At 66.0% G+C, this 14,162-nt stretch carries 15 protein-coding genes; 5 read left to right on the top strand and 10 right to left on the bottom strand.

The features are described 5' to 3' along the window. Positions 1-31 precede the first annotated feature (31 nt). From DDE23_RS08160 to DDE23_RS08180, 5 genes are read right to left on the bottom strand one after another with little or no spacing between them, the layout of a single operon-like run. Complete coding sequence (locus DDE23_RS08160) at positions 32-1,897, bottom strand: AMP-dependent synthetase/ligase (protein ID WP_107751474.1); 1,866 nt, start codon at positions 1,895-1,897, stop codon at positions 32-34. Continuing rightward, positions 1,894-2,664 (bottom strand): ABC transporter ATP-binding protein, encoded by a 771-nt coding sequence (locus DDE23_RS08165; protein WP_107751475.1) that lies wholly within the window; start codon positions 2,662-2,664, stop codon positions 1,894-1,896. Before DDE23_RS08165 ends, DDE23_RS08160 begins: the two co-directional genes overlap by 4 nt. Continuing rightward, positions 2,661-3,461: an ABC transporter ATP-binding protein gene (locus DDE23_RS08170; RefSeq protein WP_107751476.1), complete on the bottom strand. Its 801-nt coding sequence runs from the start codon at positions 3,459-3,461 to the stop codon at positions 2,661-2,663. Before DDE23_RS08170 ends, DDE23_RS08165 begins: the two co-directional genes overlap by 4 nt. Continuing rightward, positions 3,458-4,537 (bottom strand): branched-chain amino acid ABC transporter permease, encoded by a 1,080-nt coding sequence (locus DDE23_RS08175; protein ID WP_107751477.1) that lies wholly within the window; start codon positions 4,535-4,537, stop codon positions 3,458-3,460. Before DDE23_RS08175 ends, DDE23_RS08170 begins: the two co-directional genes overlap by 4 nt. 4 nt (positions 4,538-4,541) lie before the next feature. Continuing rightward, the gene (locus tag DDE23_RS08180; protein ID WP_107751478.1) at positions 4,542-5,417 is read right to left on the bottom strand and encodes a branched-chain amino acid ABC transporter permease; all 876 of its coding nucleotides are present in this window, start codon (positions 5,415-5,417) and stop codon (positions 4,542-4,544) included. Between the two features lie 339 nt (positions 5,418-5,756). Between DDE23_RS08180 and DDE23_RS08185 the strand changes: the two genes are divergently transcribed. Both DDE23_RS08185 and DDE23_RS08190 read left to right on the top strand, forming a co-directional pair. Next, positions 5,757-6,830 carry a transglutaminase domain-containing protein gene (locus DDE23_RS08185; protein ID WP_107751479.1) on the top strand — a complete coding sequence of 358 codons (1,074 nt, stop codon included), beginning with the start codon at positions 5,757-5,759 and terminating at the stop codon, positions 6,828-6,830. Next, complete coding sequence (locus DDE23_RS08190) at positions 6,827-8,095, top strand: phosphopantothenoylcysteine decarboxylase domain-containing protein (protein ID WP_107751480.1); 1,269 nt, start codon at positions 6,827-6,829, stop codon at positions 8,093-8,095. The genes DDE23_RS08185 and DDE23_RS08190 overlap by 4 nt, the downstream gene beginning before the upstream one ends. Before the next feature lie 83 nt (positions 8,096-8,178). Here DDE23_RS08190 and DDE23_RS08195 read toward each other — a convergent pair whose 3' ends face one another. Then, positions 8,179-8,889 carry a hypothetical protein gene (locus DDE23_RS08195; RefSeq protein ID WP_107751481.1) on the bottom strand — a complete coding sequence of 237 codons (711 nt, stop codon included), beginning with the start codon at positions 8,887-8,889 and terminating at the stop codon, positions 8,179-8,181. Further along, entirely contained in the window at positions 8,861-9,151 is a 291-nt protein-coding gene (locus DDE23_RS08200; protein WP_107751482.1) for a hypothetical protein, read from the bottom strand. Before DDE23_RS08200 ends, DDE23_RS08195 begins: the two co-directional genes overlap by 29 nt. Before the next feature lie 241 nt (positions 9,152-9,392). Here DDE23_RS08200 and DDE23_RS08205 point away from each other — a divergent pair, with 241 nt between their 5' ends. The 3 genes from DDE23_RS08205 to DDE23_RS08215 all read left to right on the top strand — a co-directional run bounded on the left by DDE23_RS08205 (position 9,393) and on the right by DDE23_RS08215 (position 12,195). Beyond that, the gene (locus tag DDE23_RS08205; protein ID WP_107751483.1) at positions 9,393-10,136 is read left to right on the top strand and encodes a hypothetical protein; all 744 of its coding nucleotides are present in this window, start codon (positions 9,393-9,395) and stop codon (positions 10,134-10,136) included. A gap of 222 nt (positions 10,137-10,358) precedes the next feature. Continuing rightward, the gene (locus DDE23_RS08210) at positions 10,359-10,976 is read left to right on the top strand and encodes a ribonuclease HII (protein WP_107751484.1); all 618 of its coding nucleotides are present in this window, start codon (positions 10,359-10,361) and stop codon (positions 10,974-10,976) included. 112 nt (positions 10,977-11,088) lie between these two features. Continuing rightward, on the top strand, positions 11,089-12,195 hold the full coding sequence (locus DDE23_RS08215; protein WP_107751485.1) for a site-specific DNA-methyltransferase: 1,107 nt from the start codon (positions 11,089-11,091) through the stop codon (positions 12,193-12,195). Positions 12,196-12,439: 244 nt separating this feature from the next. On the opposite strand, the gene DDE23_RS25305 is transcribed toward DDE23_RS08215, so the two are convergent. The 3 genes from DDE23_RS25305 to DDE23_RS08225 form a co-directional block, all read right to left on the bottom strand. Then, on the bottom strand, positions 12,440-12,607 hold the full coding sequence (locus DDE23_RS25305) for a hypothetical protein (RefSeq protein WP_170121818.1): 168 nt from the start codon (positions 12,605-12,607) through the stop codon (positions 12,440-12,442). A gap of 11 nt (positions 12,608-12,618) precedes the next feature. After that, the gene (locus DDE23_RS08220; RefSeq protein ID WP_107751486.1) at positions 12,619-13,389 is read right to left on the bottom strand and encodes a FadR/GntR family transcriptional regulator; all 771 of its coding nucleotides are present in this window, start codon (positions 13,387-13,389) and stop codon (positions 12,619-12,621) included. Positions 13,390-13,500: 111 nt separating this feature from the next. Beyond that, positions 13,501-14,136, bottom strand: coding sequence for a YiaD family glycine zipper/OmpA-like lipoprotein (locus tag DDE23_RS08225; RefSeq protein WP_107751487.1), 636 nt, complete (start codon positions 14,134-14,136; stop codon positions 13,501-13,503). Between the last annotated feature and the right edge of the window lie 26 nt (positions 14,137-14,162).

Raw genomic sequence — 14,162 nt, forward strand, 5'->3', positions numbered from 1 at the left:
TTCGGACCCCCGCGGGGCCCCTTTGCGATCGTCAATACATGGCGTCGATCAGCGCCTTGTGCCGCTGCTCGACGGTTGCGCGTTTCAGCTTCATCGTGGCCGTTAGCTCCTCGTCCTCGGCCGTCAGAAGCACGTCGATCAGGCGGAAATCCTTGATCTGCTCGACGCGCGCGAACTCCTTGTTCACCGCCTCCACCTCGCGGCGGATCAGGTCCAGCACCGGCTCGGCGCGGCACAGCGAGCGGAAGTCGCTGAACGGCACCTTGTGGTCCTGGGCGTATTTCTCGACGTTCTCCTGATCGATCATGATCAGGCAGGTCAGATACTTGCGGCGGTCGCCGATGATGACCGCATCCGAGATGTAATGGCTGAACTTCAGCCGGCTCTCGATCTCGGCCGGGGTGATGTTCTTGCCGCCCGCGGTGATGATGATGTCCTTCATCCGGCCGGTGATGGTGACAAAGCCCTGATTGTCGATGCGGCCGACATCACCGGTGCGCATCCAGCCGTCCTCGGTAAAGGCCTCGGCGGTCTTGTCGGGCTTGTTCAGATAGCCGGTGAAGACATTGAGCCCTTTTACCTGGATCTCGCCATCCGGGGCGATCCGCGTCTCGATCCCGGCGCAGGTCTGGCCGATGGAGCCGACCTTGTTCGCCCCCGGCAGGTTGATCGTGCCGATGCCCGAGGTCTCGGACATGCCCCAGCCCTCGTAGACCGGGACGCCGATGGCGAAATACCAGCGCAGAAGATCGGGCGAGATCGGCGCGGCGCCGGTCAGCCCGTGGATGATCCGGTCCATCCCCAGCATGCGCCGCAGATTGGCCAGCACCAGGAAATCCCAGATCCGATAGCGCAGCGCCACGCCCGCGGGCACCGGCCGGTCGTCCAGCAGGCATTCCGCCCGTGCCCGCCCCGCCTTCAGCGCCTGGGCGAAGGCCCAGCGCCCGATCAGCGTGCTTTCCTGCGCCATCAGCAGGACGCGGGAATAGATCTTTTCCCAGACCCGCGGCACAGCGACGAAACCATGCGGCGAGATTTCCCGCAGGTTGTCGAACACCGTCTCCGGGCTTTCGGCGAAATTCACCGTCGAGGAGACGATGAGCGGCGTATAGAGCGAGACGATGCGTTCGAGGATATGGCACAGCGGCAGGAAGCAGAGCTGTTCCGCCCCCTTGGTGAAGGGCAGGTTGTAGAGGCTGACCTCCATCCCGGCCATGATGTTTTCCTGCGTCAGCATCACCCCCTTGGGGTTGCCCGTCGTGCCCGAGGTATAGATCAGCACCGCCGTGTCGCCGGGCTGCACCGCGTCGATGGCGGCGTCGAACTCGGCCGCCGATCCGCCGCGCCCGCGCTCGACCAGATCGCTGAGGAACAGGCATTTCTCATGCCGGAAGTCGTGCAGCCCCTCCTTGTCGAAGATCACCACATGCCTGAGGCCGGGCATCTGCCCCTCGACCGCCAGGAACTTGTCGAGCTGTTCGTCATTCTCGACGAACAGGATCTGCGTGTCGCTGTCATTGACCAGATAGGCCAGCTGCGAGGGCGAATCGGTGGTGTAGACGCCCGAGGAAATGGCCCCCAGGCATTGCGCGGCCATGTCGCACTGGATCCATTCCAGCCGGTCCTCGGACAGGATCGAGATGACCTGCCCCTTCTCCAGCCCCAGCGCCCGCATGCCCAGCGCGATCTCGCGCACGCGGTCCAGGTAATCGGCCCAGGAAAAGGCCTGCCAGATGCCCAGCTCCTTGGCCCGGTGCGCCGTGGCGCTGCCGTTCTCCTGGCAGCGGGCGCGCAGCAGGGCGGGGATGGTGGCATGGCCGTCGATATGCACCGGGCGCTTGCCCGGCTGGGCGTTGACGCGGACGCCCTTGATAACCGTCTGGGGAAGCGTGCTCATCGCCAGGTCTTCCTCTTCTTCCAGCGCCGCTCGCCCCGCGCGCCTTCGTTGGCGTGGCCCAGATAGAAACTGCGGATGTCTTCCGAGGCCGCGAGCTTCTCGGCGGTGTCCGACATGACGATGCGGCCCAGCTCCATCACATAGCCCTGATCGGCCAGATCCAGCGCCACGGCGGCGTTCTGTTCGACCAGCATCATCGTCACGCCCTCGTCCTGGTTGAGGCGCCGCAGGATGGTGAAGATCTCTTGCGTGAGAAGCGGCGACAGGCCGAGGCTGGGCTCGTCCAGCAGCATGATCTTCGGGCGCAGCATCAGCCCCCGGCCGATGGCCAGCATCTGCTGTTGCCCGCCCGACATGGTGCCCGCCTCCTGCCCCCGGCGTTCGGCGAGGATCGGGAAATAGCTGAACACCATGTCCCGGTCGCGGGCGATCTCGGCCTTGTCGTGGCGGGTATAGGCGCCGAGCGCGAGGTTTTCCTCGACCGTCAGCAGCGGAAAGACCTCGCGCCCCTCAGGCACCTGCACGATGCCGCGGCGCACCACCTGATGCGGCTCGCGGCCCTGGATCTCCTCGCCCTCGAACAGGATCTGGCCCTTTTCGGGGTCCATGATGCCGGAAATCGTCTTCAGCAGCGTCGTCTTGCCCGCGCCATTGGCGCCCAGCACGGTGACGACCTGCCCCTTGTGAACCTCCAGACTGACGCCCCGGATCGCCATGATCGGGCCGTAGAAGGTTTCGAGGTTCCGCACCTCAAGCAGCGCGCTCATACCCGCACCCCCGCCGCGTTCGCGGTTTTCGAGATGGCCGAGGTGCCGAGATAGGCCTCGATCACCGCCGGATGCGCCTGCACCTCGGCGGGCGTGCCCTCGGCGAGTTTCGCGCCATCGGCCAGCGCCAGCACCCGGTCGCAGACCTTGCTGACCAGCCCCATGTCGTGTTCCACCATCAGCACGGTGATGCCCATCTGGCGACGGATGTCGTCGATCCACCAGCGCATATCCTGCGTTTCCTCGACCGAGAGGCCCGAGGCGGGCTCGTCCAGCAGCAAAAGCCGCGGCTTGGTGGACAGCGCGCGGGCGAGTTCCACCACCTTGCGGACGCCGTAAGGCAGGCCGGCGATGCGCGTGTCGCGATAGGGTTGCAGGTCCAGGAAGTCGATCACCTCCTCGACCGCGTGGCGATGCTCGCGCTCTTCCTGCCGGACGCGGCCCGCGAACAGCATCTGTTCGACCAGCGTGCTGCGCCGGTGCCGGTGCCGCCCGACCAAGAGGTTCTGCAGCACCGTCGCCATCTCGAAGAGTTCGATGTTCTGAAAGGTCCGGGCGATGCCGAAATTGGCGATCTCATGCGCCTTGTGGTTCAGCAGGTTGTGGCCGTCGAAGGTGATCGACCCCGACACCGGCCGGTAGAAGCGCGAGATCATGTTGAAAACGGTGGATTTTCCGGCGCCGTTCGGCCCGACCAGGGCAAAGACCTGCCCCTCCTCCACCGCCATGCTGAGGTTGTTGACCGCCGTCACGCCGCCGAACTTGAGCGTCACGCCATCGAGGGACAGAAGGCTCATCTCAGGCGCTCCGTCTTCAGATAGGATTTCTGGCGGCGGAACATGTCGCGGCGGGCGAAGGGGAAGAGCTGCAGCCAGGTCCGCATCTTCAGCCAGCGGCCGTAAAGCCCCATCGGCTCGAACAGGATGAAGGCGATGAGGATCATGCCGAACACCCCCGTCTCCAGCCCGGGGATGGAGGTGGAGCCCAGCTGATCGGTGACGATGGACAGGAATTGCGGCAGGAAGGCGATGACGATCGCGCCGAGAAAGGCGCCGTGGATGAAGCCCAGACCGCCGATGATGATCGCCATCAGCAGCTGGATCGAGATCAGGAAATTGAACGTCTCATTGTTGAAGGCCCCGGCGAACAGGCCCATCAACGCGCCGCCCAAGCCCGCGAAGGCGCAGCTCAGCCCGAAGGCCAGCGTCTTGGTGCGGGCCACGTCCACGCCCATCGCCTGCGCCGAAATCTCGGAATCGCGGACGGCGGCGAAGGAGCGGCCCAGCGGCGAGCGCAACAGGTTGCGGTAGAAGAACGTCACCATCAGCGCCGTGCCCAGCGCCAGATAATACCAGGTCTCGGGCGCGGCCCAGCGGTTGATCTCGATCCCGAAGATCCAGATCTCGGGCGCGAAATAGCCGTTCACGCCGCCGGTCCAGGGCGAGAGGATGACGATCAGGTCGTCCATCAGGATCGACAGCGCCAGCGTGAAGATCGCCAGATACACCCCGTGCAGCCTGAGCGCCGGGATGGCGATGATCCCGCCGATGATGCCGGTGAACACCCCGGCCAGCAGGAAGGCCGCGAGGAACGGCAGCCCCAGCTCCATGAAGTTGACGCAGGAATAGGCCCCCATCGCCATGAAGGCGGAATGACCGAGGCTGACCTGCCCGGTCTGCCCGGTCAGCAGCATCAGCCCCAGCCCGGCGACGGCCCAGATCAGCACGTTGGTCATCTCGCCCAGGTAGAAGCTGTCGATCACCCAAGGCAGGGCCAGCAGCACCAGCAGGAGGGCCGCATAGAGCGAGAAGTTCCACCAATCGGGGAACAGGCGGATGTCGTGGTCGTAGCTCGTCTTGAAATGGAACCGCATCCGCTCAGACCTTCTTCACGCGGACCTGCGCGAACAGCCCGTGCGGGCGGAACACCAGAACCAGGATGAGCAGCGCATAGGGCGCGATCTGCGAGTAACCGGCAGGGAAATAGCGCGCGGCGAAGGGCTCGATGATCCCGACGATCAGCCCGCCCATCAGCGCCCCCGGCAGGCTGCCGAAGCCGCCGATCACCGCCGCGGCGAAGGCCTTGATGCCGATGAACCCGGCCGAGATGGCCAGCGTCCCCTTGGACGCATAGAGGATCCCCGCCACGCAGGCGACGACCCCCGCCAGCGCCCAGACCGCCCCCTGCACCCGCTTGACCGGGATGCCCATGTAATAGGCCGCCATCTGATTCTGGCTGGCGGCCTGCATGGCGAGGCCCAGCTTGGTGCGCTGGAAGAACTGCCACAGGCCCAGCGTCATGGCGAGTGTGACCACGATCACCGCGATATCGGCCATCGACAGCACGACGCCGCCCATCCGCACATCGCCCAGCGCAAGGGGTGAATGCAGGTTCTGCGGCTCGTGCCCCCAGATGACCCCGGCGACGAAGCGAATCACAAAGCCCAGCGCGATGGTCAGGATGACGACCGCCGTCTGGCTCTGCCCGAACATGAAGCGCAGGATGGCGATATCCAGCAGATACCCCAGCGCCCCCATTATCAAGAGCGCCAAGGGCACGGCCAGCCAGAAGTTCAGCCCCATGTATTGCGGGTTGACCAGGCCCACCATGACGAAGGCGCCCAGCATCATCAGGTCGCCCTGGGCGAAGTTCACGGCCTCGGTCGCCTTGTAGATCAGCACGAATCCCAAGGCGACGAGACCGTATACGCAGCCGTTCGCGAGACCGCTCAACAGCAGTTGCAGCACATCCATGGATGGTCCTCCCAGACCCGCGCCGCCCCTGACCCGGCGTTGGCCGCCGGTGCCGGTCCTCCGGACGCGTCAATCCAGAATTGCTGCAACCCTCCTGCGATTCAACCGTTTTTCGACCGAATGGGAAAAAGCGACGTCGGGGAACCCTGCGTCCCGACACCATGGCAAAAGTGTGGCAAAGGTTTGCACACATTTGGATTTGTAGCCCCGGCGGAAACAAAACTCTTCTTCTGCGTGCATTGCGGGGTTATTCTTCACGTGTGTCCGACCGTATTTTTCGCTGCCCTGACCAGTACGGGTCGTATCGATCTGCTGCAAAGCTAACCTTTGGGGGTTCTCATGCCAAATCTCGCTGCCGAAAAGTTCAACCCTGAATTGCTCTCGCTGTTCAGGGACTCAACTCTCGGCCTTTATCTGGACGGTTTCGAGGACGAGATCTTCGCCCGTGGCCGCGTCCGTCACCTTGCCCCCGGCGCCCATCTGGAGATGACCGGCGATGCGCCGCTCAATGTCGTGCTCGACGGTCGCCTGGCCGGTGCGCGGGGCTGGTACGGGCCCGGCAACCACTTCGGCGCCGACCAGAATGACCTTCTGGCGGTCGACATGCCGGCCCGCGTCTGGTCGCTGGACAGCCAGAACGCCAGCCGCGAGCAGCACCGCGTCATCGCCAAGGCGCTGATCGGCGCCGATGCCGCCGAACTGGCCGCGACGCCCCCCGAGCACCTGCCCGACCCCGAGACCCTGTGTAACCACGAACACCCCGAGATCCGCCGTCAGGCCGCCCGTCTGCGCCGCGCCACCCCCGCCAGCACCGCCGAGGCGATCCTCAAGTTCGTCCATGCCATGCCCTACCGCTTCGGCGCCTGGCAGGAGCGCGCCTCGGACACGCTGGTGCGCGGTGTCGGCATGTGCACCACCAAGACCAACCTGCAGGTCGCGCTGATGCGCGCCGCGGGGCTCGAGGCCGGCTTCGCCGAAATTCCGATTTCCACCAGTGTGTTGGGCAAGCTGATGCCGACCGGCTGGCTGGCCCTGCAACGCCCGAGCGTGCGCCATTACTTCGGCGCGGTGAAGCTGGGCGGGCGCTGGCACGGGGCGGATGCCTCCTACGATTACGCCAGCTATCGCATCTTCCTGGAGATGTTCCCCTGGATGGCGCCGCGCGAAGAGCCGGTCCTGACCGAGGGCAGCCCCTATATCCCGTCGATGGAGATCCAGCACCTCGACCTCTTCGACATCACGGTCGTACCCTCGATCGCCGAGGAGATGGGCAAGCGCAGCCGCTTCCTGACCCGTCATTTCGAGGCGCTGAACACCCGCGTCGACCGCGCCCGCGGGGCGCATCTGAAATGGCGTCCGGGCCTCGACCAGATTGCGCAGACCAGCGCGCAGGACGACGAGGTGCGTGCATGAGCCTTTACGACTGGGACTTCCGGGCACCCACGCCGTCCAGCATGGGCGACCACGACGTGCCCCGGGCGTCCGACCGGCTGGCGGGCAAGCGCATCGCGCTGCTCGTCACCGGCGGCATCGCGGCGATGAAGACCCCGGAAGTGGCGCGCGGCCTGCGCCGCCACGGGGCCGAGGTGGTGGCCTTCGCCAGCGAGGACGCGCTGCGCTACGTCGCGCGCGAGGCGCTGGAATGGGCCACCCTGGGCCCGGTGGTGACCGGCCTGACCTGGCGGGCCGAGCATCTGAGCGATTCGCAGCCCTTCGACGCCTATCTGCTGGCCCCGGCCACCCATTCGACCATCGCCAAGATGGCGCATGGCATTGGCGATTCGGTCGTCACCTCGACGCTGATCTCGGCTTTGGGGCGAATGGAGCAGGGCCGCGCGCAGGTGCTGGTGGCGCCGACCATGCACGGCACGATGCACAACGCGCAGCTGGTGGACAACGCCCGCCGTCTGGCCGCGCAGGGCGTGCATCTGATCGCGCCGCGCGACGCCTATGGCAAGCACAACCTGCCGGAAACCGAGTTCCTCTGCATCGCGGTCGGCCGGGCGCTCAGCCAGTCGCGGCTGCGCGGGCGGCGGATCATGGTCACGGCGGGCCCCACCCCGGTGCCGATTGACGGTGTGCGGCGCATCGTCAACCGCTTCCGCGGGCGACTGGGCGCGCAGGTGGCCGAGGAACTGACCTGGCGCGGGGCCGAGGCCGAACTGATCCTCGGCGACGGCGCCTGGCGGCCGAAGACGCCGATGCCGATCACCGTGACCCGCACCTATGACGAATACCGCGACACGGTGGTCGAGCGGGTCAAGGCCGGGGTCTGGGCCGGGATCTTTTCGGCGGGCGTCGCCGATTACCGGCCGAAACAGGCGGTGCAGGGCAAGATCGCCTCGGGCCAGTCCAGCCTGATGCTGGAGTTGGAGCCGACCGAAAAGGTCATCGACATGGCCATGGCCGCCGATCCCGACATGCACACCGTCGCCTTCAAATATCTGGAAGGCGTCAGCGAGGACGAGCTGATCCGCGTCGCCGCCAAGCGGCTGGACCGGGCCGGGGTGGTTGTGGCGACCCGGGGCGAGGATACCCGCGGCACCGACCAGCGGGCGCTGATGGTCTATCCGCATGGCGTCACCCCGATCGAGAACAAGCGGGCCATCGCCAACGCGATTGCCGACCACCTGGAAGGCCTGGCCGGGCAAGCGGCGATGCTGAACGCTGCCGAATAGCCCCGCGAACGACCGGCACGGCCCCCGTCCCGCCCCTTCCCTCGGGGGGCGGGACGGTCCTTTTCCGGGGGACCGCGGTGCGGTCAGATCATGCGGATCACGTCCTTCTCGACGGCCAGCATGTAGCCCTGACGGGGAATGTTGCGCACCAGAAGCTCGCTGACGATCTGGTTGCCCAGCGAATCGCGCAGCCGCTTGATGCGGGTGGCGCCCGCCGCTTCCTCGCAATCCGACTCGCGGCGTCCGGTGATGACCGCTTCCAGCGAGGTGCCGGTCAGCATCTCGTCATCCATCCGCGCCTCGGCCAGAACCGCCAGCGCCTCGACCGCGGCTTCGGTCAGGTTGAATTCCAGATCGTTGATATAGACCTTGCGCTCGGACCGGCTGATGACCAGCGAGGACACCTGGATCCCGGTCTTCTGCACCACGGCCAGCTTGCGGTTCAAGGCGATCAGCGCCAGCACGAGGACCAGCGAGGTGATGAGCAGAAGGCTGGCAAAGACGATCAGCACGAAGATCACGCCGCGATAACTGACCAGAACCTCGGTGAAGGTGGTGCCCGATTGCGCCAGGATCTCCAGCAGCCGCAGTTCAGCCTGTCCGGTCAGATCCGAATTCTCGGCAAAGATCTGCAGGACGCGGGCGTTGAACTCGTTGGTATCCGGCAGGTTCAGGAACAGCAGAATGGCGGCCGCCGCCAGGATGAGGACGATGGCCGCCAGACCGAGCTGAATCGCCCGGGACCCGCCGCGGGTGAGGGAGTTCTCAGTAAGAGAGGTAGTGTCCACCGGTATAGCCCGAGTTTGCTGGCGCAGAGTTGCTGGTCACTGTGGACACAATATTCTGCAAGGTCCAGCCGGACCGCGACAGACGGGATTGAAGATATTGCGAGGCGGCCTGCGCGCTGCAGCTGTTTCCGGGGATCTGGGCGATCCCATAGGCCAGCTGCACCGGGTTCTGACGCGATGCGCGGTATTCCGCGTAACAGGCAGCCTGGGCAGGCAGGGCCAGCGTCATCAGCAGGGCCAGGGAGAGAATCGGCAGTTTCATGCGCATGTCGGGGTCCTTCGGGGGAATGGCGGGATCTTCGGCAAAGATGCGCCGACCCCCTGCGCTATGCAATATCGGGGCGATGGAACCCACGGACGACACAGGCGTTATCGGATAACCGACCCGCGATATTGCCTGTCACGACCGGTACGCGCAGCGTGAAGCCATGCCGGCAAGGCCTCTCTCGAGTCCCTTCGTGGCTGGGCCCTTGCCGACCCGTCAACCCGCATCCCTGAAAGGTCAGGTCATGACAAACTCCACCCCCCTTCGCCGCTTTGCGGCCGGGCTGCTGCCGCGTCGGGCGACGATGTTCGCCGCCGCAGCCGCCGTGGCCCTCGCCGGTGTCAGCGCCGCCCCCCGTCCGGCGCAGGCCGACAATGCCGAGGACATCCTGCGCTTCCTCGCCGGTGCCATCGTCATCGGCGCCATCGTCAACGCCATCGACGACAACAGCACGCCCGCCTACACCGGCCGCTGGACGCTGCCCGGCCAGTGCCTGGAAACCATCCGGGTGAACGGGCGGAACATCAATTCCTACAACGCCCGCTGTCTGAACCGCGCGGGCTACGACAACCTGCCCGGCAATTGCCGCTACGAGTTCCGCGTCAACAACGGCAATGCCCGCACCCGCACCGGCTATATCGCCGAATGCCTCTATGACGCCGGTTACAGCCGGTCCTCCGGGGGCGGCTGGAGCCAGCCGCCGCGCTGGGACGACCGCTGGGACAACGACCGCCGTCCGCCCTATGGCGGGCGCCATCCCGACCGTCGCCCGCCCTATGGTGGCGGTGGCTGGCAGCGCCCCATCACCCGTCTGCCCGACCAGTGCAGCATGCATTTCCGCATGAACGGCAGCCGGGTTGACGGCTATTGGGCGAACTGCCTGGAAAACGCCGGTTTCTACAACCTGCCGGGCTATTGCCAGGTCCGCTCCACCGACGGCCAGCGCATCTATACCGGCCAGTGCCTGCGGCAGGAAGGCTACCAGTAAGCCGCGGAACATTTGCAGATCACCGGTCCAATGTAAGCGTTTCGTAACGATTGCCCGCGATGGTGAGAACAGTAACGAGTGGGTCGGTGCCGGCGCCGATCAGTGAGTAGCAGGGCATGTCATCGCTCCCGGTCCCCGGACCGGGCGGGGCGGGTCGAAAGGCCCGCCCTTGCTGTTGCCCGGCACCGTTGCGGGCAGACGCGGCGCATGGTTCAACGGCGCATGACCCTCGCACGCCCCCGCCCCGATCTGTCGCTGGAAACCGCCCTTGGCCTGCCGCTGGTGGCTGGCGTCGATGAGGTGGGCCGCGGCCCGCTGGCGGGCCCCGTCACCGCCGCCGCGGTAATCCTGGACCCTGCCCGCATCCCCCCAGGCATCGACGACAGCAAGCGGCTGAGCGAACGGATGCGCCAGCGACTGGCGCTGGAGATCCGCGAGAGTGCGCTGGCCTTCGCCGTGGCCCATGCCAGCGTCGAGGAGATCGACGCGCTCAACATCCTCGAGGCCAGCCACCTCGCCATGCGCCGCGCGCTGGCTGCCCTCACACCCGCCGCCCAGCACGCGCTGATCGACGGCAACCGCCTGCCCAAGGGGCTGGAGATCCCGGCGCAGACCGTGGTGAAGGGGGATGCGATCAGCCTGTCCATCGCCGCCGCCTCGATCCTGGCCAAGGTGGAGAGGGACGCGATCATGCGTGAACTTGCGCTCGCAAACCCCGGATATGGTTGGGAAAAAAACATGGGCTACCCCTCGGCCCAACACCGCGTTGCACTTGAGCAACAGGGGGTCACCCCACATCATCGCCGCAGCTTCGGCCCCGTCCGCAAGATGTTGTGTTAAGAACGCAAAATAAACACCTGATTCAAAAAGGAATTGACGGGACGCCCGTCTTGAATCATCTTGGCCCGTAACGGAGCGCTGCGAAAAAAGATGGCGCCCAGATGAGGCAGTGATGACAACCAAGACCCGGGCGCCGGTGGCTGAAAAGCTACCGCTCGACCAAATTCTTGCGGGCGATTGCATCGAGATCATGAACAGCCTGCCCGAGGGCAGCGTTGACCTGATCTTTGCAGACCCGCCGTATAACCTTCAGCTGAAGGGCGCCCTGCATCGGCCGGACAATTCCGCCGTCGATGCCGTGACGGACCACTGGGACCAGTTCGCCAGTTTCGCCGCCTATGACGCCTTTACCCGCGCCTGGCTGAAAGCCGCGCGCCGGTTGCTGAAACCCGATGGCGCGATCTGGGTGATCGGCAGCTATCACAACATCTTCCGGGTCGGTGCGGCCCTGCAGGATGCGGGTTTCTGGGTGCTGAACGACGTCATCTGGCGCAAGTCGAACCCGATGCCCAACTTCAAGGGCAAACGGCTGACCAACGCGCATGAGACGATGATCTGGGCCTCGAAGGCCGAGGCGTCGAAATACACCTTCAACTACGAGGCGCTGAAAGCCCTGAACGAGGGCATCCAGATGCGCTCGGACTGGGTGCTGCCCATCTGCACCGGGCATGAGCGTCTGAAGGACGAAAACGGCGACAAGGCCCATCCGACGCAGAAGCCGGAAAGCCTGCTGCACCGGGTTCTGATCGGCTCCACCAACCCCGGCGACGTGGTGCTGGATCCCTTCTTCGGCACCGGCACGACCGGCGCCGTGGCCAAGATGCTGGGCCGCCATTTCATCGGCATCGAGCGCGAGGAAAACTACCGCAAGGCCGCCACGGCGCGTCTGGCGCGGGTGCGGCCCCTCGATGCCTCGGCGCTGGAAACGACATCCTCGAAACGCGCCGAACCGCGCGTTCCCTTCGGCCAGCTCGTGGAACGCGGGTTGCTCAGGCCGGGCGAGGTGCTGCTCTCGCCGCGCGGAAAGCCGGCGAAGGTGCGGGCCGACGGGTCGCTGGTGTCCGAAACGCACCGCGGCTCGATCCATCAGGTCGGGGCCGCGCTCGAAGGCGCGCCCTCCTGCAACGGCTGGACCTACTGGCAGTTCAAGCGGGACGGCCAGCTGATCCCCATCGACATCCTGCGTCAGCAGATCCGGTCCGAGATCGGCCGCGACTGACGCGCATTTGTTTACCGCCAGCGTCCTGTCGCCAGATGGGACGCCACTTTGCCCCCCGGCTTCGGCCGGGGGCTTTTTTCTTACCTTGATCTAGCGCTCGCGCCCGGCGGTCAAGGGCGAAGACCCGCGACCGGCCCCGATCGGCACCCAACCGCCGGACAGGCGAAAACCGGCGCCGGGCTGCGGCGCCGGTTTCGGCGTTCGGGATCGGGAACCACCGGGCCGGTTTGCCCGCGTCCGGGGCTCAGGCGTCCTTGTCGGCGTTCTTCTCGGCGGCTTTCTTCATCCGCGCCAGCAGTTCCGCCTTGTCCGGGGCGCCGCCCAGCTTGCCCTTGGGATGTTCGACGACCGTCTTGTTGCGGGGCTGTTTGCCCGCGCCGCTGCGCCCGCCCGATTTGCTGTAATCTGCCATCTTCTGTCCTTTCAGTCCCGCGCCAGCTCGTGCTGATACCTGAGCCGCGCGACGTCTTCGTTGCGATCCGCCTTGCGCAGGTCGCTCAGCGTTTGTTCCACATAACTCATATGATGCTCGGCCGCAGCCCGTGCGGCGAGCGGATCGCGCATCTGGATGGAATCGTTGATCGCCCGGTGCTGTTCCAGCAACAGATCGCGCGTCGTGCGCTGCCGGAACATCTGCTGGCGGTTATAGAAAACCCCCGCCTTCAACAGGTCGAACATGGCCCGCATCATGTGCAGCATGATGATGTTGTGGCTGGCCTCGATGATCGCCAGGTGGAATTCGGCGTCCAGCTCCGCCTCGTCGGCCGGGTTGCGCTTCTGATGCGCCGCTTCCATCTTGCGAAACACCGTGTCGATGACCTTGAGGTCGGTCTCTGATCCGAAGCGCGCGGCGCGGTCGGCGGCCATCCCCTCCAGATCGCGGCGGAAGCTCACGTAATCGAAGACCGCCTCGTCATGGCTGGCGAAAAGCTGGGTCAGCGCGCCCGAAAAGGCCGAGCCCAGCATGTCAGCCACGAACACGCCCGAGCCCGCCCGGCTGACCACCAGCCCCCGCGCCTGCAGATCGGCGATCGCCTCGCGCAGGGACGGACGGCTCACCCCCATCCGCTCGGCCAGCTCGCGCTCGGCCGGCAGACGCTCGCCCGGACGCAACAGGCCGCGCAGGATCAGAAGCTCGATCTGGCGAACCACCCCCTGCGACAGCCTTTCCTGATGAACCGGTTGAAACGGCATGGCTCTCCCTCGATTGGTCAAGAGATATGACCGCAGCCGGCGTCAAGCAATGGGCTATCAACGAAAAGGGGCCGGGCGCATGGCCCGGCCCCCGTCGCGCTGTCCAGCCGGTCAGCTGGGGCGGATGGTGATGACCACGCGGCGGTTCTGCGCCCGGCCCGAGGCGGTGTCGTTCGAGGCGACGGGCTGCGATTCGCCCATGCCGCGCGCCTGCACCCGGTTGCCCGGCACGCCCGCGCCGATCAGCACGCCCGCGACCGCATCGGCCCGGCGCAGCGAGAGCTGCTGGTTGTAGGATTCCGAACCGGTCGAGTCGGTATGGCCGGTCACATAGACGATGCTCAGCGGGTAGGAGTTGATGTTCTGCGCCACGCTGCGCAGCATCTGCGCCAGATCCGGGCGGACCGAATAGCTGTCGGTGGCGAACAGGATGTCCTGCGCCATGGTCACGGTGATTTCCTGCCCGGTGTTGACCACCGTCGCGTTCGAACCGAGCTGCGCGCGCAGTTCCGCCGCCTGACGGTCCATATGCGCGCCGATGGCACCGCCCGCGATGGCACCGAGGCCAGCGCCGACCAGCACCTCGGGGGTGCGGTTGCCCTGGCCGGTGGCCAGGCCCAGCAGACCGCCGGCCAGCGCGCCGGTCATGGCGCCGGTCTGGGTGCGGTTCATTTCGCCCGTCGAGGTGGTGCAGGCCGCGGTGAGCGAGAGCGCGGCAAGCGCCGCGAACGCCTTGGATGCCATCATGGAAATACTCCTTCGGAATGGTTTGG

This window comes from Pararhodobacter aggregans, assembly GCF_003075525.1.
GTDB lineage: Bacteria > Pseudomonadota > Alphaproteobacteria > Rhodobacterales > Rhodobacteraceae > Pararhodobacter > Pararhodobacter aggregans.